This is a genomic window from Streptomyces sp. NPDC046887 (assembly GCF_040644755.1).
GTDB classification, from domain to species: domain Bacteria; phylum Actinomycetota; class Actinomycetes; order Streptomycetales; family Streptomycetaceae; genus Streptomyces; species Streptomyces lichenis.
Genome location: NZ_JBEYXH010000001.1, coordinates 124,534 through 149,258, shown reverse-complemented (window position 1 = coordinate 149,258; position 24,725 = coordinate 124,534). Strand labels below are relative to the sequence as shown.

Here is a 24,725-nt window from a genome sequence, read left to right as displayed (position 1 = left end):
ATCGACAACATGGTTGACGAGAAGAAGGTAAACCAGGTTGTCGAAACCGGCAACGGCGAGGGTGTCCGGCGGGGGTACGAGCTGCCGCTGCTGCTCTTCGCCGGGTTCCGCACCCTCATCGACCGGGTGCACGCCGAGCTGGCCGAGCAGGGCCACCCGGATGTCCGCCCGGCGTACGGCTTCGCCATGCAGGCCGTCGGAGTGGGCGGGGCGACCGCGAGCGAGGTCGGCCGGCGGCTCGGGGTCTCCAAGCAGGCGGCGGGCAAGACCGTCGACCGGCTGGTGGTCCTCGGGTACGCCGAGCGCGCCGACGACCCGGCCGACGCCCGCCGCAAGCTGGTTCGGCTCACCCCGCACGGGCTGGACTGCCTGGGCCGCTCGGCCGCGATCTTCGACCGGCTGCGGGCGGAGTGGGTGGGGGCGCTGGGCGCGGAACGGGTGGCCGGGCTGGAGGACGCCCTGCGGACGGTCGTCCCGGCAGAGGCGTTCCGACTGGACGCGGCGGGGTGGCTGGGCGGGGCGTAACCAAAAGCGTCACGTGTCGTTGGCATATGCGTCTGCATGCACGGACGCTGCAGCGGGGAGGAGTGCCACGATGACCGTCGTACACGACGACAGGATCCATATGGCCGAGAGCAACGACGAGCGCACGTTGGACGAACTGTTCGACGCGCTGGAGTCCGCCCACCTCCCCGAGGGCTACAAGACGGAAATCGTCGGGGGGCACATCTTCATGTCACCGCAGCGGGACTCCCACTGGGAGATCACCCTCGGCATCGTGGAGCAGTTGCGGGCCCACTACCCGCGGAAGCTGGTCAAGTCCGACGTCCGTATCGACTACCCCGGGCACCTCAACGGCTTCGCCTCCGACGTGACGCTGGTCGCCGAGGGGGCGAAGCCGGACGACAAGGGGCTCTGGCGGTACCAGGACGTGGTCTTCGTGGCCGAGGTCCTCTCCCGCAGTACGGCGATGAACGACCTCGGGCCCAAGCGGGACGCCTACGCGGCAGCCAAGGTGCCGGTGTACCTGGTGGTCAACCCGTACACCGGGAAGTGCGTCCTGCACACCGAGCCGAAGGACGGGGCCTACCCGGAGGGGGAGCGGTTCGGCTTCGGGGAGCCGATCGACCTGTCCGAGACGCCCGTCGGGATCACCCTCGACACCTCGGAGTTCCCCCGGGGCTGACGCCCTTGCTTCGAGCACGCTCGAAGGCGTTGGCTGTAGAACCATGAAGTACACACAGCTCGGACGCACCGGACTCAAGGTCAGCCGACTCGTCCTCGGCACGATGAACTTCGGACCGCAGACCGACGAGGCCGGCAGCCACGCGATCATGGATGCCGCGATCGACGCGGGCATCAACTTCTGGGACACCGCCAACGTCTACGGCTGGGGCGAGAACAAGGGCCGGACCGAGGAGATCATCGGCTCCTGGTTCGCCAAGGGCGGCGACCGCGAGAAGGTCGTCCTCGCCACCAAGGTGTACGGCAACATGGGCGCCGAGGGGAAGCCGTGGCCCAACCACGACAAGCTCTCCGCGGCCAACATCCGGCGGGCGGTCGAGGCCAGCCTGCGCCGCCTGAACACCGACCACATCGATCTGTACCAGTTCCACCACGTCGACCGGGACACCCCGTTCGAGGAGATCTGGCAGGCCATCGACGTCCTGGTCCAGCAGGGCAAGATCCTCTACGCCGGTTCGTCCAACTTCCCCGGCTACAAGATCGCCCAGGCCAACGAGACCGCCGCCCGGCGCGGCAGCCTCGGGCTGGTCAGCGAGCAGTGCCTCTACAACCTCGCCGAGCGGCGCGCCGAGATGGAGGTCGTGCCGGCCGCCCGGGAGTACGGCCTCGGGGTCATCCCCTGGTCGCCGCTGCACGGCGGCCTCCTCGGCGGCGTACTGAAGAAGGAGGCCGAGGGCGGCGGCCGCCGGGCCTCCGGGCGCTCGGCCGACGCGCTGGCCAACACCGCGATGCGGGAGAAGATCCAGGCGTACGAGGACCTGCTCGACAAGCACGGTCTGGCGCCCGGCGAGGCGGCGCTGGCCTGGCTGCTCACCCGGCCCGGGGTCACCGGCCCCATCGTCGGCCCGCGCACCGCCGAGCAGCTCGACTCGGCGCTGCGGGCGGTCGAGCTGGGGCTGAGCGAGGAGGTGCTGACCGGGCTGGACGAGATCTTCCCCGGTCCCGGACCGTCGCCGGAGGCCTTCGCCTGGTAGGGGTCCGCACCAAAGGTCGGCGCGGGTCGGCGCGGGTCAGCCCAGGACGGCTGCCACGGCGATGATCGCGAACATCAGCACCAGCGCGCCTGCCATGATCCGGTTTCGGGTCTTCGGGTCCACCCTTCGAGGTTAACCGGCCCGTCCCAGCGGCCAGGACCCGACCGTCTCGTAACGGGGCTGCTCGCCCGCGATCCCGCCCGACGGCAGGTTGCTGCGGACCAGGCTCAGGTCCCTGACCTGCCACGGTGTGGAGGCGAAGGAGCCCAGCTCCGCCACGTATGGGCGGAGATCGGCGTCGGTGCGGCTGCGGGCGACCGTGAGGTGGGGGTGGTAGACACGGTGCCGGTCCATCGGGATCCCCGCGCGCCGGGCCGCCGCCTCCGCCCGTCCGGCGAGCCGCCCCAGCTCCGCCACCCCGCCGTCCGCGCCCGCCCACAGGGCCCGCCGGCCGAACTTCCCGCCGCCCCGCACCCGTAGCTCGAAGGGTTCGCTGTGCCGGGCCGCCCGCGCCAGCCGCTCGTGCAGCGCGGGCAGCAGTCCCTCGTCCACCTCGCCCATGAAGGCGAGCGTGAAGTGCCAGCCGGCCCGCCAGGTCCAGCGCAGCCCGTCCGCCCCGGGCAGGGCGCGCAGCCGGTCCACGGCGACGGCCAGCTCGGAGACGGCCACGGGGTCGGGCAGCACGGCGGCGAAGAGTCTCACGCGGGGAGTCTGCCACCGGGAGGCATACGGATACGGATACGGATACGGGGACGAGGCCCGTGTGCCCGTACCCGCCCCCCGCTCAGGCCGCCGTGGTCAGCCGCTCCCGCTGCACGAAGTGGACATGCGGGTGGCCGTGGCGCAGCTCGAAGCGCAGCCGCAGGCCGCCCGCGCGGGCCAGCACCAGGCCGATCACCGCGGCGGCGACCAGGCTGACCGCGCCGCCGGTGGCGAAGCCCACCCGGGCGCCGTAGGTGTCGGTGACCCAGCCGACCAGCGGCGCGCCCACCGGGGTGCCGCCCATGAAGACCATCATGTACAGGCTCATCACCCGGCCCCGCATCACCGGGTCGGTGGCCATCTGCACCGAGGAGTTGGCGCTGACGTTGACGGTCAGGCCGATCATGCCGATGGGCACCAGCAGCAGGGCGAACAGCCAGAAGGCGGGGGCCACCGCGGCGGCGATCTCCAGGGCGCCGAACACCATCGCCGCACCCACCAGCATCCGCAGCCGGGACCCGCCGCGGCGGGCCGCCAGCAGGGCGCCGACCAGCGAGCCGGCCGCCATCAGGGTGTTGAGGAAGCCGTAGGTGCCGGCGCCGACGTGGTAGACCTCGTCGGCGAACGCGGTCAGCCAGATCGGGAAGTTGAAGCCGAAGGTGCCGACGAAGCCCACCAGGGCGATCGGCCAGATCAGCTCGGGCCGCCCGGCCACGTACCGCAGCCCCTCCCTCAGCTGGCCCTTGGCGCGCGGCGCCCGCTCGACCCGGTGCAGCTCGGCGGGGCGCATCAGCAGCAGCGCGGCCAGCGGGGCGAGGAAGGACAGCCCGTTGACCAGGAACGCCCAGCCGCTGCCGATGGAGGCGATCAGCGCACCCGCGACGGCTGGGCCGACCAGCCGGGCGGACTGGAAGTTCGCGGAGTTGAGGCTGACGGCGTTGGCGAGCTGGCCCTTGCCGACCATCTCGGAGACGAACGACTGCCGGGCCGGGTTGTCCACCACGGTGACCATGCCGAGCAGGAAGGCGACCAGGTAGACGTGCCACACCTGGACGTGCGCGGAGAGGGTCAGCACGGCGAGCGCCAGGCCGCACAGGCCCAGGGCGCCCTGGCTGGCCAGCAGCAGCAAGCGCTTGGGGAAGCGGTCCACCAGCACTCCGCCGTACAGCCCGAAGAGCAGCATCGGCAGGAACTGCAGGGCGCTGGTGATACCGACGGCGGCGGCGGAGCCGGTGAGGCTCAGCACCAGCCAGTCCTGGGTGATCCGGGCCATCCAGGTGCCGGTGTTCGAGACGATGGCACCGGCGAAGAACAGCCGGTAGTTGCGCACCCGGAGGGAGGCGAAGGTTCCGCGCCCCTCGGACGGGGCGGCGGTGGTGGTGTTGTCGTCGGGAAGGTTGTGTGCGGGTGCGGAGTCTGCTCCGGGTCCCGAACTCAACAGGTTCGCCTCCTCGTGTCGTTGCGTCTCCTACAGGTGCGCGAGCTTCTCCAGCACCGGAGCGGCCGCGCGCAGCCGCGCCCACTCGTCCTCGTCCAGGCCCTCGGCGAGGGCGGCCAGCCAGGCGTTCCGCTTGCGGCGGGACTCCTCCAGCATGGCCTCGGCGGTCTCGGTCTGGCTGACCACCTTCTGGCGGCGGTCCTCCGGGTGCGGCTCCAGCCGGACCAGGCCCTTGGCCTCCAGCAGCGCCACGATGCGGGTCATCGACGGCGGCTGCACGTGCTCCTTGCGGGCCAGCTCACCGGGGGTGGCCGAACCGCAGCGGGCCAGGGTGCCGAGCACCGACATCTCGGTCGGGCTCAGCGACTCGTCCACCCGCTGGTGCTTCAGCCGGCGGCCCAGCCGCATCACGGCCGACCGCAGCGAGTTGATCGCGGCCAGGTCGGCGTCGGGGTCCCTGAGGACTGTGGGGTCTGTGGGCTCACCGTGAGCCAGGTCAGGCATGTCTTTAGCGTAACTCATTACCCATGCTAAGGACCACCGGAAAGGGGCGTACGCAAGGAGGGGTGGCAGGGATCACCCGAAAGAGTGACGGGGTGGCCGGAAACGGCGCCGAACGGGCGCTTGCACGGTCAACCTGACCGGAAGGGCCCGGAAGGGCATCGACAGGGGGAGCGGCCGTGGCATCGACCATCGGATCGGGATCGACCGTCGGATCGACCGTGCTCAGCCTGCGGATGGACGGTGAGCTGCTCGACCGGCTCCGGCGGCAGGCCGCCCGAAGCGGGATGAGCGTCCAGGACTATGTGATCCGGACGCTGGTCAGAGAGGACTTCGACGCCCGCTTCGAGGACGCCGTGAACGAGACGGAGCGCTTCTACGGCGGGCCGGGAGGAGCGTAGGAGGGCCTACGGGTACGCGGACGGGGAGCGTCAGGGGCCCGGGTACGCGGACGGGGCGGGCGCCGTCTGCCGGTGCCCGCCCCCGTACCGCCGTAGGCCGTACCTCCCGGTCCGCTACGTCAGGCCGAGCGCCGGCATCGCGTAGTAGAAGACGAACACGGCCGAGACCACGTACATCGCCACCGGCACCTCGCGGCCCCGTCCGGCGGCCAGCCGCAGCACGCTGAAGGCGATGAAGCCGATCCCGATGCCGTTGGTGATCGAGTAGGTGAACGGCATCATCACCATCGCCAGGAACGCCGGCACCGCGATGGTGAAGTCGCTCCAGTCGATGTCCCGGATCGATCCGGCCAGGATCAGGAAGCCGACCGCCAGCAGCGCCGGGGTGGCCGCCTGGGACGGGACCATGGTGGCGAGCGGGGTGAGGAAGAGCGCCACCGAGAACAGCGCCCCGGTGACCACCGAGGCCAGCCCGGTCCTCGCCCCCTCGCCGACGCCCGCCGTGGACTCCACGAAGCAGGTGGTGGCCGAGGAGGAGGTGGCGCCACCGGAGGCGACCGCGACCCCGTCGATCAGCAGCACCTTGTTGATGCCGGGGAAGTTGCCCTTGGCGTCCATCAGCTTGGCCTCGTCGCCGACGCCGAGGATGGTGCCCATCGCGTCGAAGAAGCAGGACAGCAGCACGGTGAAGACGAACAGGCAGCCGGTGAGCAGCCCGACCTTCCCGAAGCCCCCGAACAGGCTCACCTCGCCGACCAGGCCGAAGTCCGGTGAGGCGACCGGGTTGCCGGGCCACTTCGGGGTGGTGAGCCCCCAGGACGGCACCTTGGCCACGGCCTCGATCACCATGGCCGCCACGGTCATCACCACGATGGAGATCAGGATGGCGCCCGGCACCTTGCGGATCAGCAGGGCGAGGGTGAGCAGCGCGCCCAGCGCGAAGACCAGCACCGGCCAGCCGTTCAGATGGCCGTCGCCGCCGAGCTGGAGCGGGACGGTGGTCTGGGCGGCGTCCGGCATCCGGGAGACGAAGCCGGAGTCGACCAGACCGATCAGCATGATGAACAGGCCGATGCCGATGGCGATGCCCTTGCGCAGCCCGGTCGGCACCGCGTTCATCACCCGCTCCCGCAGGCCCGTCGCCACCAGCAGCATCACCACCACACCGGCCAGCACCACCATGCCCATGGCGTCCGGCCAGGACATCCGGGGGGCGAGCTGGAGGGCGACGACGGTGTTGACGCCGAGCCCGGCGGCGAGCGCGATCGGGACGTTGCCGATCACACCCATGAGCAGGGTGGAGAAGGCGGCGGTCAGCACGGTCGCGGTGACCAGCTGGCCGCTGTCGAGCTGGTGGCCGTACATGTCCTTGGCGCTGCCGAGGATGATCGGGTTCAGCACGATGATGTAGGCCATCGCGAAGAAGGTGGCGAAGCCGCCGCGTACCTCGCGGGCGACCGTGGAGCCGCGCTCGGAGATCCGGAAGTAGCGGTCCAGGCCGCTGGACGGCTGCGGGGGCACCGGCGGCTGGCCGTCGGAGTCCACCGGCACGGTGGCCGAGGAGGGCATGCGGAAACCTCGTGTACGGGAGGGGGCTGGGGAACAGCCGGCGGAAATCGTCCGAACCGCCAGGACCGTTGATCGGGCTTGCACATCTTTGTGCGCCCATGTGCGCCCATTCGTACGTTCACACGACGGAAACCGGTCAGGCGTAGGCCGTTTCAGTATGAACACATCAGCGGGAAGATCGCTATCTCCGCGCGTAGACGCCTCCTCGCTCCCGGCAGTGCCGTCGCCGGGCGACCGTCGTTCCCCTCGGCTGCCTCGGTCGTTCACCAGTCATGAACTCTCGCGTGCTGCTGACGGCACTCACCCTCACCTCGACCGCTGCGGCCGGCGGTCTCCTGACGGCGTCCCCGGCCACCGCCGGGGGCATCGGCGACTTCCTCTCCCCCGCCTTCGGGACCAGTTGCGCCAATGACACCGGCACCCACCTGGCCGGGGCCACCAGCGCGGGCTCCGGTACGGCCGACGCCAACGTGCTCGGCCTGCCGCTCGGCAGCGCCCTCAACCAGTGCGGCGGCGCCGATCTGCCCGCCGACACCCGCGATGTGTGCGAAATGGGCAACAGCATGGCCGAAGGCGGCCTCGTCGCGATCGATATCCCCGTCAACCTGCTGTCCTCGGTGAACAACGTCTGCTCGGCCTCTCCCGTGTAAGGCGTCTTCGCGGGCGCATAGACTCAGGCGCATGGCGAAGTGGACCCCCCGGCACGAGGCGCCCGAGCCCCTGGAGGGGCCCGTGGTGCCGACCATCATCGGCGGCACCGTGCTGTGGTTCGTGCTGTTCCTGGTGCAGGTCCCCTTCTACGGCTGGTTCGATGACCGGGACCTGACCTGGTGGGTGTGGACCTGTCTGGCCGGGGCCGGACTGGGACTGATCGGCATCTGGTACGTCCGGGGGCGCGACGCCGCGATCAAGCGGGACGCCGCCCGGCGCGCGGCGGAGGGCGACGGCGGCCACTGAAGGCCCCTGCCCGTACCCCGGAGCCCTAGGCCCCGTCCCCGTACGTCTCGTCCCCGTACGTCTCGTCCCCCTACGGCCCCTCCCCGTACGACTCGCGGACCATTCGGCTCCGTCCAGGGTCGGATCATGTCCGCTTTCGGCGGGTGACCCGGCCCCCGCCGCCGTACCGTCGGAGGCATGACGCAGCGGGTGGGTCCGGGAGAGGACACGGCACAGAGCACGGCAAGGAGCGGGGCGGACGGCCCGGCACAGGCCGAGGTGGAGCACCGGCCGGGCGGGCTGAGCTCCGCCGAGGTGGCCGAGCGGGTGGCCCGGGGCGAGGTCAACGACGTCCCGGTGCGCAACTCGCGCTCGGCCGTGGACATCGTCCGGGCCAATGTCTTCACCCGCTTCAACGCGATCATCGGCGTGCTCTGGGTGATCATGCTCTTCGTGGCGCCGATCCAGGACAGCCTGTTCGGCTTCGTGATCATCGCCAACACCGGGATCGGCATCGTCCAGGAGCTGCGCGCCAAGAAGACCCTGGACAGCCTGGCGGTGATCGGTGAGGCGAAGCCCAAGGTCCGCCGGGACGGGGCCGCCACCGAGGTGCCCACCTCGAAGATCGTGCTCGGGGACTGCGTGGAGCTGGGGCCCGGGGACAAGGTGGTGGTGGACGGGGTGGTCGCCGAGTCCGACAGCCTGGAGGTGGACGAGTCACTGCTGACCGGCGAGGCGGACCCGGTGGTCAAGCACCCCGGCGACCAGGTGATGTCCGGCAGCTTCGTGGTCGTGGGCGGCGGGGCGTTCACCGCCACCAAGGTCGGCCGGGAGGCGTACGCGGCGCAGCTGGCCGAGGAGGCGTCCCGGTTCACCCTGGTCCACTCCGAACTGCGCTCCGGGATCTCCACCATCCTGAAGTACGTGACCTGGATGATGGTCCCGACCGCGATCGGGCTCATCCTCAGCCAGCTGGTGGTCAAGGAGTCCGATCTGCGCGGCTCCATCGCCCGGACGGTCGGCGGGATCGTGCCGATGATCCCGGAGGGGCTGGTGCTGCTGACCTCGGTGGCGTTCGCCATCGGGGTGGTGCGGCTGGGGCGCCGGCAGTGCCTGGTGCAGGAGCTGCCCGCGATCGAGGGGCTGGCCCGGGTGGACGTGGTCTGCCTGGACAAGACCGGCACCCTCACCGAGGGCGGGATGGACGTGACCGAGCTGCGGACCCTCAATGGCGCCGACGAGGGGTACGTGCGGACCGTGCTGGGCGCGCTCGGCGAGTCCGACCCGCGCCCCAACGCCTCCCTCCAGGCGATCATCGACGCCTACCCGGACGGCGAGGAGTGGCGGTGCACCCAGGCGCTGCCGTTCTCCTCGGCCCGCAAGTACAGCGGCGCGGCCTTCAGCGAGCGTGACGGCGAGTCCAGCGCCTGGCTGCTGGGCGCGCCGGACGTGCTGCTGGCGGACGGCGACCCGGTGCTGGCCGAGACCGACGGGCTGAACGAGAAGGGGCTGCGGGTGCTGCTGCTGGCCCGGGTGGACGGGGAGCTGGACGCGCCCGGGATCGCCGAGCGGGCCGAGGCGGCGGCGCTGGTGGTGCTGGAGCAGCGGCTGCGGCCCGACGCCTCCGACACCCTCGCCTACTTCTCCGAGCAGAACGTGGCCGCCAAGGTGATCTCCGGCGACAACGCGGTCTCGGTGGGCGCGGTCGCCGGGAAGCTGGGCCTGGCGGGCGCCGAGGACACCGTGGACGCGCGGAAGCTGCCCGCCGGGACGGAGGAGATGGCGGCCCGGCTGGACGAGCACACCGTCTTCGGGCGGGTCAGCCCGCAGCAGAAGCGCTCGATGGTCGGGGCGCTCCAGTCGCGCGGCCACACGGTGGCGATGACCGGCGACGGGGTGAACGACGTACTGGCGCTCAAGGACGCCGACATCGGCGTCTCCATGGGGTCGGGCTCGGAGGCCACCAAGGCGGTGGCCCAGATCGTGCTGCTGAACAACAGCTTCGCGACCCTGCCGCATGTGGTGGCCGAGGGCCGCCGGGTGATCGGCAACATCACCCGGGTCGCGACCCTCTTCCTGGTGAAGACGGTCTACTCGGTGCTGCTGGCCATCCTGGTGGTGATCGCGGGCATCGAGTACCCGTTCCTCCCCCGCCACCTCACCCTGCTCTCCACCCTCACCATCGGCGTCCCCGCCTTCTTCCTGGCGCTGGCCCCGAACAAGGAGCGGGCCAAGCCGCAGTTCGTGAAGCGGGTGATGCGGTACGCGGTGCCGGGCGGGATCGTCGCGGCGGCGGCCACCTTCCTCACGTACCAGCTGGCCCGCTCCCACTACACGGGCCCGGACGCGCTGGGCGCCGAGACCAGCGCGGCGACGCTGACACTGTTCCTGGTCTCCATCTGGGTGCTGGCGATCATCGCCCGCCCCTACACCTGGTGGCGGATCGCCCTGGTGCTGACCATGGGCGGGGCGTTCCTGGTGGTGCTGGCGGTGCCCTGGCTCCAGGACTTCTTCGCGCTGCGGCTGGTGGGCACCACCATGCCGTGGCTGGCGGTGGGCATCGCCGCGGCGGGCGCGGCCGCGGTGGAGCTGGCCTGGCGCTGGGTGGAGCGGCGCTTCCCCGTCTGAGCCGGTACGCGCGGAGGCGGGGCGCCCGGTGGATCCGGCCGGGCGCCCCGCCTCCTCTGTGCTGCCGCGGACTACTTCACGTCGACGAAGTCGCCCGCGGTGGTGATCGCGTTGGTGGTGCTCGTACCGGCGAAGCTCCAGCGCCAGTAGCCGTCCTCCACCGCGGTACGGGTGGCCTTCAGCTCACCGGTGTTGTTGGTCTTCACCGTGGCGACGGTGGTGTAGCTGCTGGCGTTCTTCTTGCGGAACTGCAGCTTCACCGGCTGACCGGTGTAACCGGCGTACTTGTTCGTCTCCCAGTTGGCACGGGCCAGCTTGCCGGTGACGGTGATCTTCTTGCCCTTCTTCACCGGCTCCGGAGCGGCGTTCACCGTCAGGGTGGAGTTGCGCTGGACCAGGGTGGTGCCCAGGCGCTTCTGGTGGTCGAGAGCGGTCGGCTCTTCGTTGCCGTCGAGAGTGGCCGCGGCGGCGGACACCTTCCAGGTGCCGGCGTCGGAGTTCAGCAGCCAGCCGTCGGCGGGGTAGAAGTCGACCCGCCCGGTGCAGCTGGCGGTGGTCGAGGTGACGGCCTTGCAGGTGGCGGGCGCGTCACCGCCCGCCATGTTGTCGGGCATGTCGTCGGAGCCCCGGTAGAGGATCGGCAGGGTGACGAAGTTCTTGGCGGTGATCTTCAGCCCGGCGGGGTGCTTCATGGTGTACGTGACCTTGGAGGTCACCTGCTTGGTGGTGCCGACCTTGATCGCCTTGGCGACCTTGACGTTCGAGAAGGTGACGCCCAGCGACGGCGGCTCCTCGTCCACGGGCCCGGCGGCCCGCGACTGCTTGCCGGAGCCGGCCTGGACGTCGCCCAGCAGACCGGCGACCAGCTCGGCGCGGGCCTTCGACGACGAGACGTGGTTGTCCTCGGCCTGTGCGCTCTGCATGGCGAAGGAGGACAGGACCAGGGCGCCGGAGACGGCGGCCACGGTGACGCGAATACGCATGCGTTTTCCCCAGTGGAGAAAGGCCCGGAGGGGTGGCGTCGGACGTGCGACGCGCGGCCCGCCCCCGGGACGAATGATCGAGGAGCCGTGTCGGCTCGCAGAAGGAGATCATCGAGGGGGCGGCATGGTTGTACGCGATGCGCATCGATTTTCGGAAGACGCTGGAGCGGGGCCCGGGGCCGGGAACCGACGCGGGATACCAGCGTGCGGGCCGGGGGCACCTCGGCTACTGCCGCGCCAGCCCCGCCGGGTCGATCTCGAAAGGGAACGGGACGTCCAGCCGTGTGCTCGCGCCCGCCAGGGCCGTCGTGCGCTCCACGTACCGGCCACCTTCCAGGTCATAGGCGACGAGCATGGGGGCCGGGTCGAACTCAAGCCGCCAGAAGTGCGGGATGGCGGCCTCCGCGTAGAGCATCGGCTTGAACTTGCGGTCCACGGTGCGGTTGCCGGGCGAGACGAGTTCGATCACGAGCAGTACCCCGTCGGCGTCCACGCTGACGCCGTCCGCGGCGGTGGCACCGGCGTCCGCCACCACCAGATCGGGGACCACCAGGCCCGAGGGCAGGATGACGTTGACGGCCTCCAGCACCTCGACCGGCGCGTCGGCGGCCCCGGACGCGGCATGCAGGGCCATGGCGAGCCTCAGGGAGGCGCGCTGGTGCCGGATTCCCGGCGCCGGGGACATCACGAGCGACTCCCCCAGGAGTTCATAGCGGGTAGTGCGGTCCTCGGGCAGCGCGAGGACGTCGGCGACGGTCCAGGGGCCGGTGTGGTCGAGTGCGACGCTCATGACCTTCGCCTTCCTCCTGCGACCGGAATACCGACGGACCGGCGGCTCCGGTGCGGCCGCGACGTGCAGTTCACCCCAATGATAGGGACACCCGCCTCGATGAACAGCCGGTTCTGGCCCCAGTCCCCGGCCCCCGACCGTCGGCTTCAGTCGAACCAGCGGTCGCGCTCCAGTTCCTCCGTGCGGGAGGGGTCCTCCAGCAGGGCGGCGACCTCGAAGCGGCGGGGCCACTGGGCGGCGGCCCAGGAGAGGCCGGCGGCGACGCCCTCCAGGGTGGCGGCGTGCACCACGCCGTCGGCGGTGCGGTGCCAGTCGAGTTCGACGCCGCCGACGAGCAGTTCCTCGTGCTCCACGTAGGAGGCCGGGACGGTGTGGCCCAGCAGTCGGCGTACCGCGTCCGGGACCTGGTGCTCCTCGCCGCCGCCGGGCGCCTCGGGGGCGGCCTCCTCGGCCAGGGCGCGGACCTGGAGCAGCTCGGCCAGGTCGGCGGCACGGCTCGGGGCGACCGGGAGCAGCGGCAGCCCGGTGGCGAGCGGCAGCAGGTCGGGGGCGTCGGCGACCAGGGCCTCGGCCGCGGGCACCACCCGTACCTCGCCGTCCACCACGGCCCGCAGCTCGTCCGGGAGGGTCACCTGCTCGGGGTCCAGGTCGGCGAGGAGGGTGTAGAGGGCGTGCAGCTGGGCCGCGGTGACCGGGCGGTCGGGGTCGGCCAGCCGGGACAGCAGCTCGGCGGCGCCGCCGGGATCTTCGAGCAGGGCCGCGGCGGAGGTCCGTACGCCGAGCGCGCGCAGCACCTCGGTGTCGGTGAAGCCGGTGGTGTCCGCCGGGTCGTAGAGCCCTTCGAGGAGCGGGTCGGCGCCGGCGGCGCGCAGTCCGGCGGGGCGGCGGCCGCCCAGGACCGGGTGGTCGCGCAGCCACCAGGCCGTATAGGAGCGGACGGTCTCGGTGGTGCCGTCGGGCAGCAGCACCCGTACCGGCTGGGTGAGGGCGTCCCGCAGCGGCGGCTGGGCGAGCAGGGCCAGCGCCCGGGGCCAGGCCTCGTCATCCACCAGCTCCAGATCCCGTACGGCGGTGATCTCGGTCGCCACCGGCGGCACCGGGGACTCCGGCAGCCGGTCCAGCACGTCCTCGCACCAGACGTCCACCGCGTCCAGCAGCCCGGCGTCGTCCGGCTCGGGGAAGTCGCCGTCGCGCGGCTCCAGTTCGTCCGGGTCGAGGACCACGTCGGTGGCGCGGACCAGGGCGAAGGCGTCGAGCACCCCGCAGGCGGCCAGCGGGGCGGCGCCCCAGCGCTCGGCCAGCTCGGCGTCGCAGAGCGCCGCTTCACCCTCGCGCATCACGGCGGCGAAGTCGCTGCCGGGGAGGATGAGTTCGGCGGCGGGGGCCAGTTCGCCGTCCTCGTCGGGCAGGGCCAGCGCCCCGAGCCACGGTTCGTCACCCGGCTCCAGGCCCGCGTCCCGTACCAGGGCCAGCACGATCTCCCCCAGCTCCTCGGCGTCCGGCGGCCCGGAACCGTCCTCGTCCCACACCTCGTCCGCGTCCAGCGAGGCGGCGACCGCGGCCCGCACCTGCGGGGTGGTCAGCACCGCGCGCGGGGTGGCGGGCAGCGCGCCCAGCTTCTCCAGCACCGGGTGGGCGGCGTCCGGGTGGGCCACCTTCAGCCCGAGCCGGCCCAGGTCCACCGGGGTGTCGGCGAGCGGCAGCAGCACATGGCGGGGCCCGATCGCGGTCCGGCCGCCGGCCAGCGGCACCGGCAGCCCGGTCAGCCGGTCCGGGTCCACCCCGGCCAGCGTCTCGTACAGCCGCCCCCACCACTCGGGCGTCCGCTCCACCCCGGCCAGCCGGTCGATCGCGTCGCCCAGGGCCAGCCGCGCCACCCCGAGGGCGCGCAGCTCGGCCCGGCGCTCCAGCCCGGCGGGCAGCAGCGTCGGCAGCACCTCCGCCAGCACCCGTACGGTGTCGGCGCCCGCGCCCTCCACCACCTCCGCCTCGAACGGCCGCAGCGCGGTCAGCTCCTCGGAGGGCGCGGCGGGGACCAGGAACGCCACCCTGGGCAGCAGTTCGAGCACCGCGGCCCGGATCGCCCCGTCCAGCACGCCCTTGCCGAGCGGGCCGGGGACCAGGTCGATGGCGCCGGTGGTGACGGGCCGCCAGCCGGCCAGCAGCTCCGCGTACGCCTCGGCGGCCCGGGCGGTCAGGAAGTCGGTGAGCGGGCCGGGCGCCGGGTGGCGGCGGCTGGTGTCCAGCGGATAGCTGGCGATGAGCAGCGCGGGGACGCCCAGCGGCTCGTCGGTGGGGGTGGGCGCGTGCACCACGGGTGCGGTACGGGGCCGGGCCGGTGCGCCGTCCTCGTCCACCGGCACCGCCCAGGTCACCGACCAGTGCGGGCGCAGCCGCTCCTCGACGGGGCGGTCCCGCAGCAGCTCGGCGTCGAGCGCCCCGGTGCGGCTGACGGTGCGCCACCGCCGCGTACCGTCCGCGGAGTCCCCGATCTCGACGTACCCCTCGCCCTGCCGGCGGGTCAGCACCCGCTCCCCGGCCGGGGTCTCGACCACGACCTCGGCCAGACCGGGCAGGGTGAGCAGCAGGGCGTCGTCGATCCCGGCGAGCAGCCGCTCGGTGAGGTCCACGGCGGCGGAGTCCCGCAGCGGCAGGATGACCACGGTGTCGTAGCCGGCGGGCGCGGTGCCCTCGGCGGGCATCGGCAGCCGCAGCAGCGGCACATGGCCGTCCCGGCGGCGCAGCTCGTCGCCGAGGCCGGGGCTGACCCGGGCCGCGTCGGCGGCCATCTCCCGGGCCTCCCGCAGCGACCAGCGCACCCCGCCGTGCCGGCCCACCAGCGCCGGCTCGTCGCTCACCGCGAGCACCGCGGCGAACCCGACGCCGAAGCGGCCCACCGCGCCCTCGTGGCCCTCCCGCTTGGCGGAGGCGCGCAGGGTGCTCAGCGACTCCACCCCGGTGGCGTCCAGGTGCTGCCCGGTGTTGGCGGCGGCGAGCACGGCGGGGCCCTGGGGGCTCGCCGGGTGCAGGGTGAGCCGCAGCCGTCCGGGCACCCCGGCGCGGGCGGCGGCGTCGGCGGCGTTCTGGGCCAGCTCCACCACCAGCCGGTCGCGGTAGCCGCCGAGCGCGAGGTCCTCCTCGGCGTTGGCGTCCTCGCGGAACCGGGCCGGGCCGGCGCCCCAGGCGTCGAGCACCCCGCGCCGCAGCCGGGCCGTACCGAACGGGTCGGCCCCTTCGGCCACCGTCGCCCTCACGCTCACGCTGTGCTCCGCTCTCTCGCCCCTCGCCGGACCGCTGACGCGCCCGGCACCTGCGGGTGAAGGTACCGCGCTGGTGCGGGTACCCCTGAACGGCGTCCACGAGCGGGACGGGGGCGGCGGGCAGGAGTGTCGCCAGGACCGGCACACCCCGCACACCGAACCCTCGCGCAATCTCCCCGAGGGTTAACGGGCCTCCCGGGGCGGTGCGGAGGCCGGGGACGGCACCGGGGACGGGGTGCGGGGACTCAGCTGTGGCCGAGGTCCTCCGCCGCGGCCTCGTCCGCCGAGGCGGGCGGCACCGAGCCGCCCTCGTCGGCGCGGGCGGCCGGGTGGAGCGGGAAGGCGTCCGCGGCCATCGAGTCGAGCACCGGCTCGGCCGGCTTCGGGGGCTTGGGCATGACGGCCGCCTCGGAGTGCCCGCCGCAGCCGTAGGCCAGGGACACCACCCGGCCGTCGGCCGGTGAGTACTCGTTGGCGCACACCCCGAAGGCCTGCTTCAGCGAACCGGCCATCGGCACCAGGAAGCCGCAGGAGACACAGGCGGCGGGGGCGGCCTGGGCCATCGGGGCCTTGGCCCCGAAGTCCTCCTCCCAGCGGTCGGCGGCGGTGTGCAGCCCGTACCGGGAGAGCACCCGGGCCCGGCGGAGCCCGATCTCCTCGCCGACCGCGGCGATCGTCGCGCGGGAGGGCGAGAGCGTACGGGTGGTGAGGTCGGCGTCCTCGGCGTCGAGGTGGTCGGCCATCTCGTGGGAGACCGCGGAGTTCGGCGGCGGCTCGTCCTCACCGGTGTAGCCGGGCTCCAGGCGCAGATCGTCCTGCTCGGTGGGGAGCAGGTCGCCGGGGCCCATGTCGCCGGGGCGCAGCCGCTCGCTCCACGGCACCCACTCGGGCGCGAGCACCGCGTCCGGGCCGGGCAGCAGCACCGTTTCGTCGAGCGTGACGTTCTTGGCGCGGGAGGCACGGGCGACGGTGACCGCCCAGCGCCAGCCCCGGTAGCCGGGCTCGTCGGCGGCGAAGAAATGGGTGACCACCCGGTCGCCCTCGGCGACGGTCCCCGTATGCTCGCCTACGGCCGCGGGCGCGGCGGCCTCCTCGGCGGCCTCCCGGGCCAGGCCGACCGCCTCGGCGCACAGACGGTCGGGGGTACGCGGGGTACGGCTTCGCGTCGTCGCAGCACTCACAGGTCTCGCTCATCTCCTACGCCGTGTCACAGATGCGCCGGCCGGTCCGCGATGCACGGGCGGCGGGCGGAGCGGACCTGTGGGCCGCATCGACGTCCGCGCCCGACGTGTCTCGGGCACACCTCACGCCATCCATTCTGCGGGATGCCGAAGAGGCGCGCGGCCGAGAAGCTACGCCGCCGACGCGCTACGCACGCTACCCCCTACCCACGCCCCGGGCCCACCTGCACGTCCCGGGGAGCCCCGAGGTCGGGTTCCGGAGAGGGGGGTAGGAGGCCCACGCGGCGGGGGTCGGGGGTGGGGCTCGGGCAAGGTGAAGGTGGGGCAGGGGCGGGGCTCAGGGAGGCCCGAGGCGGGGCCCGGGCAGGCCCGAGGTGGGGCTCAGGGAGGCCTGAGGTGGGGTTTGGGCAGGCTCCAAGTGGGGCTCGGGCGCCCCCGCCTGGGGGGTGGGCGGCCGGGTTGGGCGCCGAGGTGTCGGGCTCAGGCGCCCCGCCTGGGGGCCGACGGCCGGCCTGGGTGCCGGGGGCGGCGGTCGGCTTGGGCGGCGCCGCGTCGGGCGGGCGACCGGGGCAGGGGCGCCCAAGCCCATGGGCCGACCGCGCGCGATCAACTGGCCGAAACAAGCCCTGCCCGCCCCGCGGCTCCGGCGGCCGCCTCTCCTCCGCCGGGGAGCCACGGCGTCGCTCCCCGACCGCCGGGGCGTACGAGCCGCGCCAGCCACCGGGTCGTACGAGCCGCACCAGGCGCCGGGCCGTACGAGCCGCGCCAGGCACCGGGTCGTACGAGCCGCGCCAGGCACCGGGTCGTACGAGCCGCGCCGGCCGCCCCTGGGCGCCCCGGGCCCCGGACGGCCGCCCGGCCCCGTCCGAAGCCCAACCCCCGCCCCTCTCGGCGCCACCGCCGCCCGCCCCAACCGCCCATCGCAACCGCCGCGCCCACCCGGCCAGCGCGCCCCTAGGCTCCCGGCCCCCGACGGCCGGGCCGTACGAGTCACGCCGACCGCCGGGCCGTACGAGTCACGCCAGCCACCGGGTCATACGAGCCGCGCCAGGCGCCGGGTCGTACGAGCCGCGCCGGCCGCCCCTGGCGGCCCCGGGCCCCCGACGGCCACCCGGCCCCGTCCGAAGCCCAACCCCCACGCCTCCCGGGCCCCGCCGCCCACCGCAACCGCCGAGCCGCCCGGCCAGTGGGAGCCCCAGGCCCCCGACGGCCGCCCGGCCACTGCGCACCACAGTTCCCGACGGCCCACCCGGCCGCCGCAGGCCGCACGCCTCCCGGCGACCACCCACCGCAGCCCCCGCGCCTCCCGGCCACCCGCCGCCCCGCCAAGCGCCACTACCCACCGGCCCCACCCGCCGACCCCACCGCCCGGGACCCCCCTCCCACCTCCCCGTCTCCCCCACCCCTCCCCCTCGCCAGGGTCCAAGTAGCCGTCAGACCGGTTCGCCATGCGGGGTGCCGGGGCACTATGACGGCGTGGCAGCCGTGAGCTCGTCCGACGACGGCGCCGGACCGCTCAGGAGGGCGGGCCGGCGGACCGGGCGTGCCCTGCGGGCCCCGTTCGCCGGGACGGCGCGCTCCATCCGGCGGGCCACCCACGCGCACGGCGCGGGCGAGTCGGGGCTCGGCAAGCTGATCGAGCTGCACGCGGTGAACGGCGCGGGCGACGTCATGGTGACCGTCGCGCTCGCCTCCACCGTCTTCTTCTCGGTGCCCACCGACGAGGCCCGCGGCCGGGTCGCGCTCTACCTGGCCATCACCATGGCCCCGTTCACCCTGCTCGCCCCGGTGATCGGCCCGCTGCTGGACCGGTTGCCGCACGGCCGCCGGGCCGCGATGGCGGGCGCCATGCTGACCCGCGCGGTGCTGGCGGTGCTGATGTCCGGCGCGGTCGTCACCGGCTCGCTGGAGCTGTATCCGGCGGCACTCGGCGTCCTGGTGGCCTCCAAGGCATACGGGGTGGTGCGCAGCGCCGTGGTGCCCCGGCTGCTGCCGCACGGCTTCTCCCTGGTGAAGGCCAACTCCAGAGTCACCCTGGCCGGGCTGCTGGCCACCGGGATCGCCGCGCCGGTCGGCGTGGGGCTCCAGCAGCTGGGGCCGCGCTGGCCGCTGTACGGGGCGTGCGCGCTGTTCGTCGCCGGGACGTTCCTGGCGCTGTCGATGCCGCCCAAGGTGGACTCGGCCCGCGGTGAGCGCAAGGCGCACATGCTGACCCACGGCGAACGCAAGCCCAGCCTGCGCACGGTCGGGCCCTCCGTACTCCATGGGCTCCAGGCCAACGCGGCGCACCGGGTGCTCTCCGGGTTCCTCATCTTCTTCCTGGCGTTCCTGCTGCGTGAGCATCCGCTGGACGGGCAGAGCGCCGCCGTCTCGCTCGGCATCGTCGGCGTGGCGGCCGGTGCCGGCAACGCGCTGGGCACGGCGGTCGGCGCCTGGCTGCGGTCCCGCGCCCCGGAGCTGATCGTCGCCGTGGTGCTGGCCGTGGCGCTGGCCGCGGCGATCACCGCGGCGGCGCTCTTCAGCGGGGTGGCGGTCGCCGTGCTGGGCGCGGTGGCCGGGTTCACCCAGGCGCTCTCGAAGCTGTCGCTGGACGCGATGATCCAGCGGGACGTCCCGGAGTCGGTGCGCACCTCCGCCTTCGCCCGTTCCGAGACGCTGCTCCAGATGGCCTGGGTGGTGGGCGGCGCCATCGGGATCGCGCTGCCGCTCAACGGCCCGCTGGGCATGGCCGTGGCGGCGGCGATCCTCGCCCTGGGCGTGCTGCTGACGCTGCGCGGGCTGCTGGGCGCGGCCCGGCACGGCACCCCGCACGCCCGCGTCGCGTGAGGGCCCGGGTGAGGGGCCCGGTGCGGCGCGCCGCACCCCCGCGTGGCATGGGCGGGACCGGCGTATAGCCTTCAGGCCATGACCGTTGCGTTCTCTTCCGGTAAGGCCCGTCGGGCGGCCGTCGCCCTGGGTGCCGTCTCGGCCGGACTCCTCGTGCTCTCCGCCTGCGACAAGCCGACGCCGCTCGCGACCGTGACGGTCGGCTCGGAGTCCGTGTCCACCGAGGCCACCTGCTACAACGACGGCGAGGCCATCAAGCAGTCCGAGATCCAGGGCTGCCTGAACAAGAAGGCCGGCAAGACCATCAAGGTGGCCATGGACGACCGGATCCGCTTCGGCGTCGAGCCGGAGATCGCGGAGAAGGGCTGGACGCTGTTCATCGGCGGCCAGCAGGCCGAGCAGGAGCCGTACCACAAGACGTACCGGACCATTCCGGCCAACGCCTTCCTCTCCAGCCAGCAGACCGGCGAGTCCGCCGCGAACGCGCAGATCTCCATCGTGGAGACCTCCGGCAAGAAGCTGACCGGCGTCTGGCACGTCGAGCTGGTCAAGGAGTCCTGACCTGCGCGTCCTGGTGGTGACCGCGGTGGCGGCGGAGGCGGAAGCCGTCTCCGCCGGCCTCGCGGACCCCGCGCCGGACGACCGCCCAGCCGCTCCCGCGCCGGACGACCTCCCCGCCGCCCCCCGGCCACTACCCGCCGCTCGGCCGCTGTCCGCGCCCCGGCCGCTGCCCGGGGGCCGTACGGTGCTCCGGCATGTACGGGCCGGGGGCGCCCCGGAGGCGCAGGGCCTGGTGGACGTGGTGGCCGGCGGTGTCGGCCCGGCGGCCGCCGCCGTGGGCGCCGCCTGCGCGCTGGCCGCCGAGCCCGTCCCGTACGACCTGGTGGTCTCCGCCGGCATCGGCGGCGGCTTCCCCGCCCACGCGCCGCTCGGCGGCCTGGTCGTCGCCGACGCGCTCACCGCCGCCGACCTGGGCGCCGAGACGCCCGACGGCTATCTCACCGTCGACGAACTGGGCTTCGGCCGCACCGTCCACCTCCCGCCGCCCGGACTGCCCGAGCGCCTCGCCCGCGCCCTGGGCCCGGCGGTGCCCACTCTGATCGCCCCGGTGCTGACCGTCTCCACCGTCACCGGCACCGCCGCCCGCGCCGCCGAACTGGCCGCCCGCCACCCGCGCGCCGCCGCCGAGGCGATGGAGGGCTTCGGGGTCGCCGAGGCGGCCGCCGCGTACGGCGTACCGGTGGCCGAGATCCGCGCCGTCTCCAACGCCGTCGGCCCCCGCGACCGCGCCGCCTGGCGCATCGGCGACGCCCTCGCCGCGCTGAGCGGCGCGTTCCGCACCCTTGGCGCCACCGTCTTCCTGGAGGAGCTGTGACCACACCGGACACCACCGCGACCACCCTGGTGGCCGGGATCTCAAGGGAGCTGCGGATCGCCTACTCCCCCTGCCCCAACGACACCTTCGTCTTCGACGCCTGGGCGCACGGCCGGGTCCCCGGCGCGCCCACGCTCGACGTCCGTTTCGCGGACATCGACATCACCAACGGCATGGCCGAGCGCGGTGAGTACGACGTGCTCAAGGTGTCCTACGCGGTACTCCCCTGGGTGCTGGACGAGTACGCGCTGCTGCCCTGCGGCGGGGCGCTCGGCCGCGGCTGCGGCCCCCTGGTCCTCACCCGCGGCCCGGGCGAGTCCGGCACCGGAGCCGACCTGGCCGGCAAGACGGTCGCGGTGCCGAGCGAGCGCTCCACCGCCTATCTCCTGTTCCGGCTCTGGGCGGCGGACCAGGTCCCCGGCGGCGTCGGCGCGATCACCGTGCTGCCCTTCCACGAGATCATGCCCGCGGTACGGGACGGCCGGGTGGACGCCGGACTGGTCATCCACGAGGCCCGGTTCACCTACCAGGAGTACGGGCTGCACCGCCTCGCCGACATGGGCGAGCACTGGGAGGACACCACCGGGCTGCCGATCCCGCTCGGCGCGATCATCGCCAAGCGGTCACTGGGCCCGGACGCGCTGCGGCGGCTCGCCGAGGCGGCCCGCGCCTCGGTACGGATGGCCTGGGACGACCCCGAGGCCTCTCGGCCCTACGTACTGGAGCACGCCCAGGAGATGGACCCGGCCGTCGCCGACCAGCACATCGGGCTGTACGTCAACGAGTTCACCGCCGACCTCGGGGAGGACGGCTACGCGGCCGTACGCGGGCTGCTCACCCGCGCCGCGGCCGAGGGGCTCGTCCCGCCCCTCGCCCCCGACGCGCTGTCCTTCCCCTGAGGCCCCGGTCGCGGCTCAGACGTCCAACTGGTCGGCGACCGCCCGCAGTAGCCCGGCGATCTTCTTGCCCTGGGCCTTCTCCGGGTAGCGGCCGCGCTCCAGCATCGGGCCGATGTTCTCCAGCAGCGTGGTCAGGTCCTGCACGATCGAGGCCAGCTCGTCCGGCCTGCGGCGCTGGGCGGCGGCGACCGAGGGGGTCGGGTCCAGGACCGTCACGGAGAGCGCCTGGTCACCGCGTTGGCCGGCGACCACACCGAACTCCACGCGCTGACCGGGCTTGAGCGCCTCCACCCCGGCGGGCAGCACGGACGAGTGCACGAAGACGTCACCGCCGTCGTCGCGGGAGAGGAAGCCGAAGCCCTTCTCGGGGTTGAACCACTTGACTTTGCCGGTAGGCACGTCCGTCCTCGTCCTCGTACTCGGTGGCTTACGCCATGATCGGCTCGCGCTCGCCGCGATCGGCTCCGCACAGGGCTCGCAGGGCTCACCGGGGCTCACAGAGCTCCGGACAGCACTGCAGCGGGTCACCCGGGACCCGCCACTGCTCAAGGCTAGTGGTCAGCGGGCCGGAGACAAGACGTCGCCGGTCCACCGCCCCGGCCTGGGAACTACCCTGGCCGAATGCGTAACGAAACCCCCTCGCGCGCCGCCGCCCCCGGAGACGGCCTGGTCCGGGCCGGTGCGGTGGTCTTCATCGTCGGCGCGGTGGCCACCCTGGCCACCATGGCCCCGCTCTTCCTCGGCACCGACCCGTTCCCGCCGATCGCCTGGGCGGTCTGCATGCTGATGGGCGTGGGCTTCGCCATCGCCGGCGCCGGAGTGCTCCGTTCCGTCGCCGCGCAGCGCCGTCAGGCCAAGTCCGCCGCGGGGCCCGCCGAGGCCCGCTGACCGGCGGCCGCCGCCCCTTGCCTGGCCGCCCGGTACGCCTCCCACCAGGCAGGAAAGGCCGTCAGGTCGTCCAGGACGACATCCGCGCCGGCCGCCGTCAGCTCGTCCGCGTCGCAGGGCCCGGTGGTCACCGACACCGCCAGCGCCCCGGCCGCGCGAGCGCCCCGGACGTCCCCGACGTGGTCGCCGACGTAGACGCTCGCCCCGTGCTGCCGCAGCGCCTCCGCCTTGCCCTCGGCCCACAGCCAGCCGATGACGGCGTCCGGCTCGATGCCCAGGTGCGCGAGGTGCAGTTCGGCGTGCGGCTCGCTCTTGGCGGTGACCACGATGGCCCGGCCGCCCGCCGCACGAACGGCCTGAATCGTCTCCCGCGCCCCGGGCAGCGCCCGCGTCGGCTCGATGGCGTGCGCCGGGTACAGCGCCCGGTACCGATCCGCCAGCTCCGGCACCAGCGAGGCCGGCACCCACTGCGCCAGCTCCTGCTCCAACGGCGGCCCGAGCCGGCTGACGGCCAGTTCGGCGTCGATCGTCACCCCGGTCTCGGCGACCAGCTCCCGATAGGTGGCCCGGATGCCGGGGCGCGAGTCGATCAACGTCATATCGAGGTCGAAGCCGACAGTGAGGGGGCCGGCTGCGTCGGCGGAGTCGGCGGAGTCGGCGGAGTCGGCGGAGTCGGTGGGATTGACGGGGTCGTGGGGTGCCATGCCCGCCATTGTGCGCGGGGCGGGGAAGGGGCCGGGAGGGCGGGGCGAGGGCGGGGGTACGGGAGGGGCTCCCGTAGCGCGCGGGGCGGCCGGGGAAGGGGCCCCGTACCGCCCAGGTCGCCGCCCCGCAGTGGGGATCCGGGCTGCCGCAGTACACGGAGGCCTGGCGCAGCCCCCTACCGCACCCGTCCGGGCCTCCGGCCGCCGTACCGCTCTGCGGCCGGAGCTACAGCTTCCGCCGCCCCAGCCCTCCCCGGCCCGCCGCTCACACTCGGCGGGCGCGCCAGACCAGATACAGGGCGGAGACCAGGGCGGCGGCGCGCAGCGACCAGGGCCAGGTGTCCGCGAGGGCTTCGCGCATCGCGGTCTCACCGGTGGGGAGCGGATCGCCCCAGCGGCCCTGGGCGCGGCCCCAGAGCCACACCGCGGTGGCCACCGCGACCGCGCCCGGCAGTCCCAGTACGGCGAACTTCGCCTCGGTACGGGAGAGTCGGCGCGAGACATAGGCCAGCCCCCAGCCGGCGGCCAGCACGATCCAGGAGCCCATCACCACCCCGGCCACCAGCAGCACGGCCGCGATCAGCAACACCGGACTGCCGCCCTGGGCGGGCACCCCGGCCGGCCCCAGCCGACGGCGCCAGAACGGGACGGCCACGACCGCCTCCCCGTCCCCGGCCGCCGCCACCTCCACCACCGGCGTCTTCCCTTCCCCCTCCCCCTCTTCCCCGTCCTCGGGGTCGGGTTCCGGCGGCGGTGGCCGGAGCATGGCGGGGATCTCCACCCCGCCACGGAAGCCCGGCACGCCCGGCACCAGACCGTCCCCACCGAACCGGCCTCCGCCGAAGCCGTCCCCGTCGAACGGGCCGCGCTCCACCCGCCACCAGTCCGGGACCTCCCCGTCACCCGGACCGGCGGGGTACGGGCCCCAGAGGTCCGCCGGTTCCTCCGCGACCGCCGGCTCCTCGGGGCGGGCGGACTTCCGCCACCGGAGTTTCGGCATCCGGGGCCCGCGCTGCTCGGGCACGTCGGGAGTGCCGGGTTCCGCGGCCTTCGCGGCCTCCGCCTCGGGATGCCCGTGGTCCGGAGGGTCGGCCGGACGCGCCCAGGAGGCGAACCGCTCCGGAGGGGGCGCGCCGGTAGAGGCGGCGGCCACGACCTTCTCCGGGGTGCCGAGCGAGCCGAGGATGGAACGCACGGCGGCGGGGGTGTCGTTGCGGGCCCGGCGGCTGTCGATCTCGCCGCGCAGCGACGACACCAGGCGCATCCGCGTCCCCGAGTCGAGCTGCCGCTGCTGGGCCAGGTCGCCGACGCGGCTCAGGTAGTCCAAGACAAGCTGGTCGCTTTCGATGCCCACCGTCACGACGGTAGCGCCTCCGCAGGGGCTACCGTGGTGCGGATGGGGACCGGCTGAGCACGATCGGGAGG

General features: G+C 73.8%; 23 protein-coding genes. 12 read left to right on the top strand and 11 right to left on the bottom strand.

All coding sequences use genetic code 11. The features are described 5' to 3' along the window. Window positions 1-9: 9 nt before the first annotated feature. From ABZ945_RS00675 to ABZ945_RS00665, 3 genes are all read left to right on the top strand, one after another. On the top strand, window positions 10-525 hold the full coding sequence (locus tag ABZ945_RS00675; RefSeq protein ID WP_361261665.1) for a MarR family winged helix-turn-helix transcriptional regulator: 516 nt from the start codon (window positions 10-12) through the stop codon (window positions 523-525). A gap of 70 nt (window positions 526-595) precedes the next feature. Next, window positions 596-1,186, top strand: coding sequence for a Uma2 family endonuclease (locus ABZ945_RS00670; RefSeq protein WP_361261662.1), 591 nt, complete (start codon window positions 596-598; stop codon window positions 1,184-1,186). A 43-nt stretch (window positions 1,187-1,229) separates the two neighbouring features. Further along, on the top strand, window positions 1,230-2,219 hold the full coding sequence (locus tag ABZ945_RS00665; RefSeq protein ID WP_361261659.1) for an aldo/keto reductase: 990 nt from the start codon (window positions 1,230-1,232) through the stop codon (window positions 2,217-2,219). Window positions 2,220-2,351: 132 nt separating this feature from the next. Here the strand turns inward: ABZ945_RS00665 and thpR are convergent, their stop codons facing one another. From thpR to ABZ945_RS00650, 3 genes are all read right to left on the bottom strand, one after another. Continuing rightward, on the bottom strand, window positions 2,352-2,921 hold the full coding sequence (gene thpR, locus ABZ945_RS00660) for an RNA 2',3'-cyclic phosphodiesterase (protein ID WP_361261656.1): 570 nt from the start codon (window positions 2,919-2,921) through the stop codon (window positions 2,352-2,354). Window positions 2,922-3,003: 82 nt separating this feature from the next. Then, a complete protein-coding gene (locus tag ABZ945_RS00655; RefSeq protein WP_361261653.1) occupies window positions 3,004-4,359 on the bottom strand; it encodes an MFS transporter in 1,356 nt (451 codons plus the stop codon). A 30-nt stretch (window positions 4,360-4,389) separates the two neighbouring features. Beyond that, window positions 4,390-4,863: a MarR family transcriptional regulator gene (locus tag ABZ945_RS00650; protein WP_361261651.1), complete on the bottom strand. Its 474-nt coding sequence runs from the start codon at window positions 4,861-4,863 to the stop codon at window positions 4,390-4,392. A gap of 233 nt (window positions 4,864-5,096) precedes the next feature. Between ABZ945_RS00650 and ABZ945_RS00645 the strand changes: the two genes are divergently transcribed. Continuing rightward, complete coding sequence (locus ABZ945_RS00645; RefSeq protein WP_361262853.1) at window positions 5,097-5,261, top strand: ribbon-helix-helix protein, CopG family; 165 nt, start codon at window positions 5,097-5,099, stop codon at window positions 5,259-5,261. A gap of 114 nt (window positions 5,262-5,375) precedes the next feature. On the opposite strand, the gene ABZ945_RS00640 is transcribed toward ABZ945_RS00645, so the two are convergent. Then, window positions 5,376-6,830, bottom strand: a complete 1,455-nt coding sequence (locus ABZ945_RS00640) for an NCS2 family permease (protein WP_361261648.1) — start codon at window positions 6,828-6,830, stop codon at window positions 5,376-5,378. A 272-nt stretch (window positions 6,831-7,102) separates the two neighbouring features. On the opposite strand from ABZ945_RS00640, the gene ABZ945_RS00635 reads away from it, so the two are divergent. From ABZ945_RS00635 to ABZ945_RS00625, 3 genes are all read left to right on the top strand, one after another. Next, window positions 7,103-7,480: a hypothetical protein gene (locus ABZ945_RS00635; protein WP_361261645.1), complete on the top strand. Its 378-nt coding sequence runs from the start codon at window positions 7,103-7,105 to the stop codon at window positions 7,478-7,480. 31 nt (window positions 7,481-7,511) lie between these two features. Further along, window positions 7,512-7,787: a DUF2530 domain-containing protein gene (locus tag ABZ945_RS00630; RefSeq protein WP_361261643.1), complete on the top strand. Its 276-nt coding sequence runs from the start codon at window positions 7,512-7,514 to the stop codon at window positions 7,785-7,787. Window positions 7,788-7,964: 177 nt separating this feature from the next. After that, window positions 7,965-10,394 carry an HAD-IC family P-type ATPase gene (locus tag ABZ945_RS00625; protein WP_361261640.1) on the top strand — a complete coding sequence of 810 codons (2,430 nt, stop codon included), beginning with the start codon at window positions 7,965-7,967 and terminating at the stop codon, window positions 10,392-10,394. A 71-nt stretch (window positions 10,395-10,465) separates the two neighbouring features. On the opposite strand, the gene ABZ945_RS00620 is transcribed toward ABZ945_RS00625, so the two are convergent. From ABZ945_RS00620 to ABZ945_RS00605, 4 genes are all read right to left on the bottom strand, one after another. Beyond that, entirely contained in the window at window positions 10,466-11,377 is a 912-nt protein-coding gene (locus tag ABZ945_RS00620) for a hypothetical protein (protein ID WP_361261637.1), read from the bottom strand. A 226-nt stretch (window positions 11,378-11,603) separates the two neighbouring features. Continuing rightward, window positions 11,604-12,167 carry a Uma2 family endonuclease gene (locus ABZ945_RS00615; protein ID WP_361261633.1) on the bottom strand — a complete coding sequence of 188 codons (564 nt, stop codon included), beginning with the start codon at window positions 12,165-12,167 and terminating at the stop codon, window positions 11,604-11,606. 146 nt (window positions 12,168-12,313) lie between these two features. Further along, window positions 12,314-15,427, bottom strand: coding sequence for a molecular chaperone Hsp90 (locus tag ABZ945_RS00610; RefSeq protein WP_361261630.1), 3,114 nt, complete (start codon window positions 15,425-15,427; stop codon window positions 12,314-12,316). A gap of 245 nt (window positions 15,428-15,672) precedes the next feature. After that, a complete protein-coding gene (locus ABZ945_RS00605) occupies window positions 15,673-16,608 on the bottom strand; it encodes a DUF3027 domain-containing protein (RefSeq protein ID WP_361261627.1) in 936 nt (311 codons plus the stop codon). A 1,476-nt stretch (window positions 16,609-18,084) separates the two neighbouring features. On the opposite strand from ABZ945_RS00605, the gene ABZ945_RS00600 reads away from it, so the two are divergent. The 4 genes from ABZ945_RS00600 (at window position 18,085) to ABZ945_RS00585 (ending at window position 21,708) form a co-directional block, all read left to right on the top strand. Then, window positions 18,085-19,434 carry an MFS transporter gene (locus ABZ945_RS00600; protein WP_361261624.1) on the top strand — a complete coding sequence of 450 codons (1,350 nt, stop codon included), beginning with the start codon at window positions 18,085-18,087 and terminating at the stop codon, window positions 19,432-19,434. Window positions 19,435-19,512: 78 nt separating this feature from the next. Further along, window positions 19,513-19,995, top strand: a complete 483-nt coding sequence (locus ABZ945_RS00595) for a DUF2771 domain-containing protein (RefSeq protein ID WP_248634932.1) — start codon at window positions 19,513-19,515, stop codon at window positions 19,993-19,995. A gap of 13 nt (window positions 19,996-20,008) precedes the next feature. Further along, window positions 20,009-20,809 carry a futalosine hydrolase gene (locus ABZ945_RS00590; RefSeq protein ID WP_361261621.1) on the top strand — a complete coding sequence of 267 codons (801 nt, stop codon included), beginning with the start codon at window positions 20,009-20,011 and terminating at the stop codon, window positions 20,807-20,809. Then, complete coding sequence (locus ABZ945_RS00585; protein WP_361261618.1) at window positions 20,806-21,708, top strand: 1,4-dihydroxy-6-naphthoate synthase; 903 nt, start codon at window positions 20,806-20,808, stop codon at window positions 21,706-21,708. The genes ABZ945_RS00590 and ABZ945_RS00585 overlap by 4 nt, the downstream gene beginning before the upstream one ends. Before the next feature lie 15 nt (window positions 21,709-21,723). On the opposite strand, the gene ABZ945_RS00580 is transcribed toward ABZ945_RS00585, so the two are convergent. Further along, on the bottom strand, window positions 21,724-22,107 hold the full coding sequence (locus ABZ945_RS00580; RefSeq protein ID WP_361261615.1) for a cold-shock protein: 384 nt from the start codon (window positions 22,105-22,107) through the stop codon (window positions 21,724-21,726). A 222-nt stretch (window positions 22,108-22,329) separates the two neighbouring features. Here ABZ945_RS00580 and ABZ945_RS00575 point away from each other — a divergent pair, with 222 nt between their 5' ends. After that, window positions 22,330-22,596, top strand: coding sequence for a hypothetical protein (locus ABZ945_RS00575; RefSeq protein ID WP_361261612.1), 267 nt, complete (start codon window positions 22,330-22,332; stop codon window positions 22,594-22,596). Here the strand turns inward: ABZ945_RS00575 and ABZ945_RS00570 are convergent. Further along, window positions 22,557-23,195, bottom strand: a complete 639-nt coding sequence (locus ABZ945_RS00570; RefSeq protein ID WP_361262850.1) for a haloacid dehalogenase-like hydrolase — start codon at window positions 23,193-23,195, stop codon at window positions 22,557-22,559. The genes ABZ945_RS00575 and ABZ945_RS00570 overlap by 40 nt on opposite strands. A gap of 370 nt (window positions 23,196-23,565) precedes the next feature. Beyond that, entirely contained in the window at window positions 23,566-24,654 is a 1,089-nt protein-coding gene (locus ABZ945_RS00565) for a hypothetical protein (RefSeq protein WP_361261609.1), read from the bottom strand. Between the last annotated feature and the right edge of the window lie 71 nt (window positions 24,655-24,725).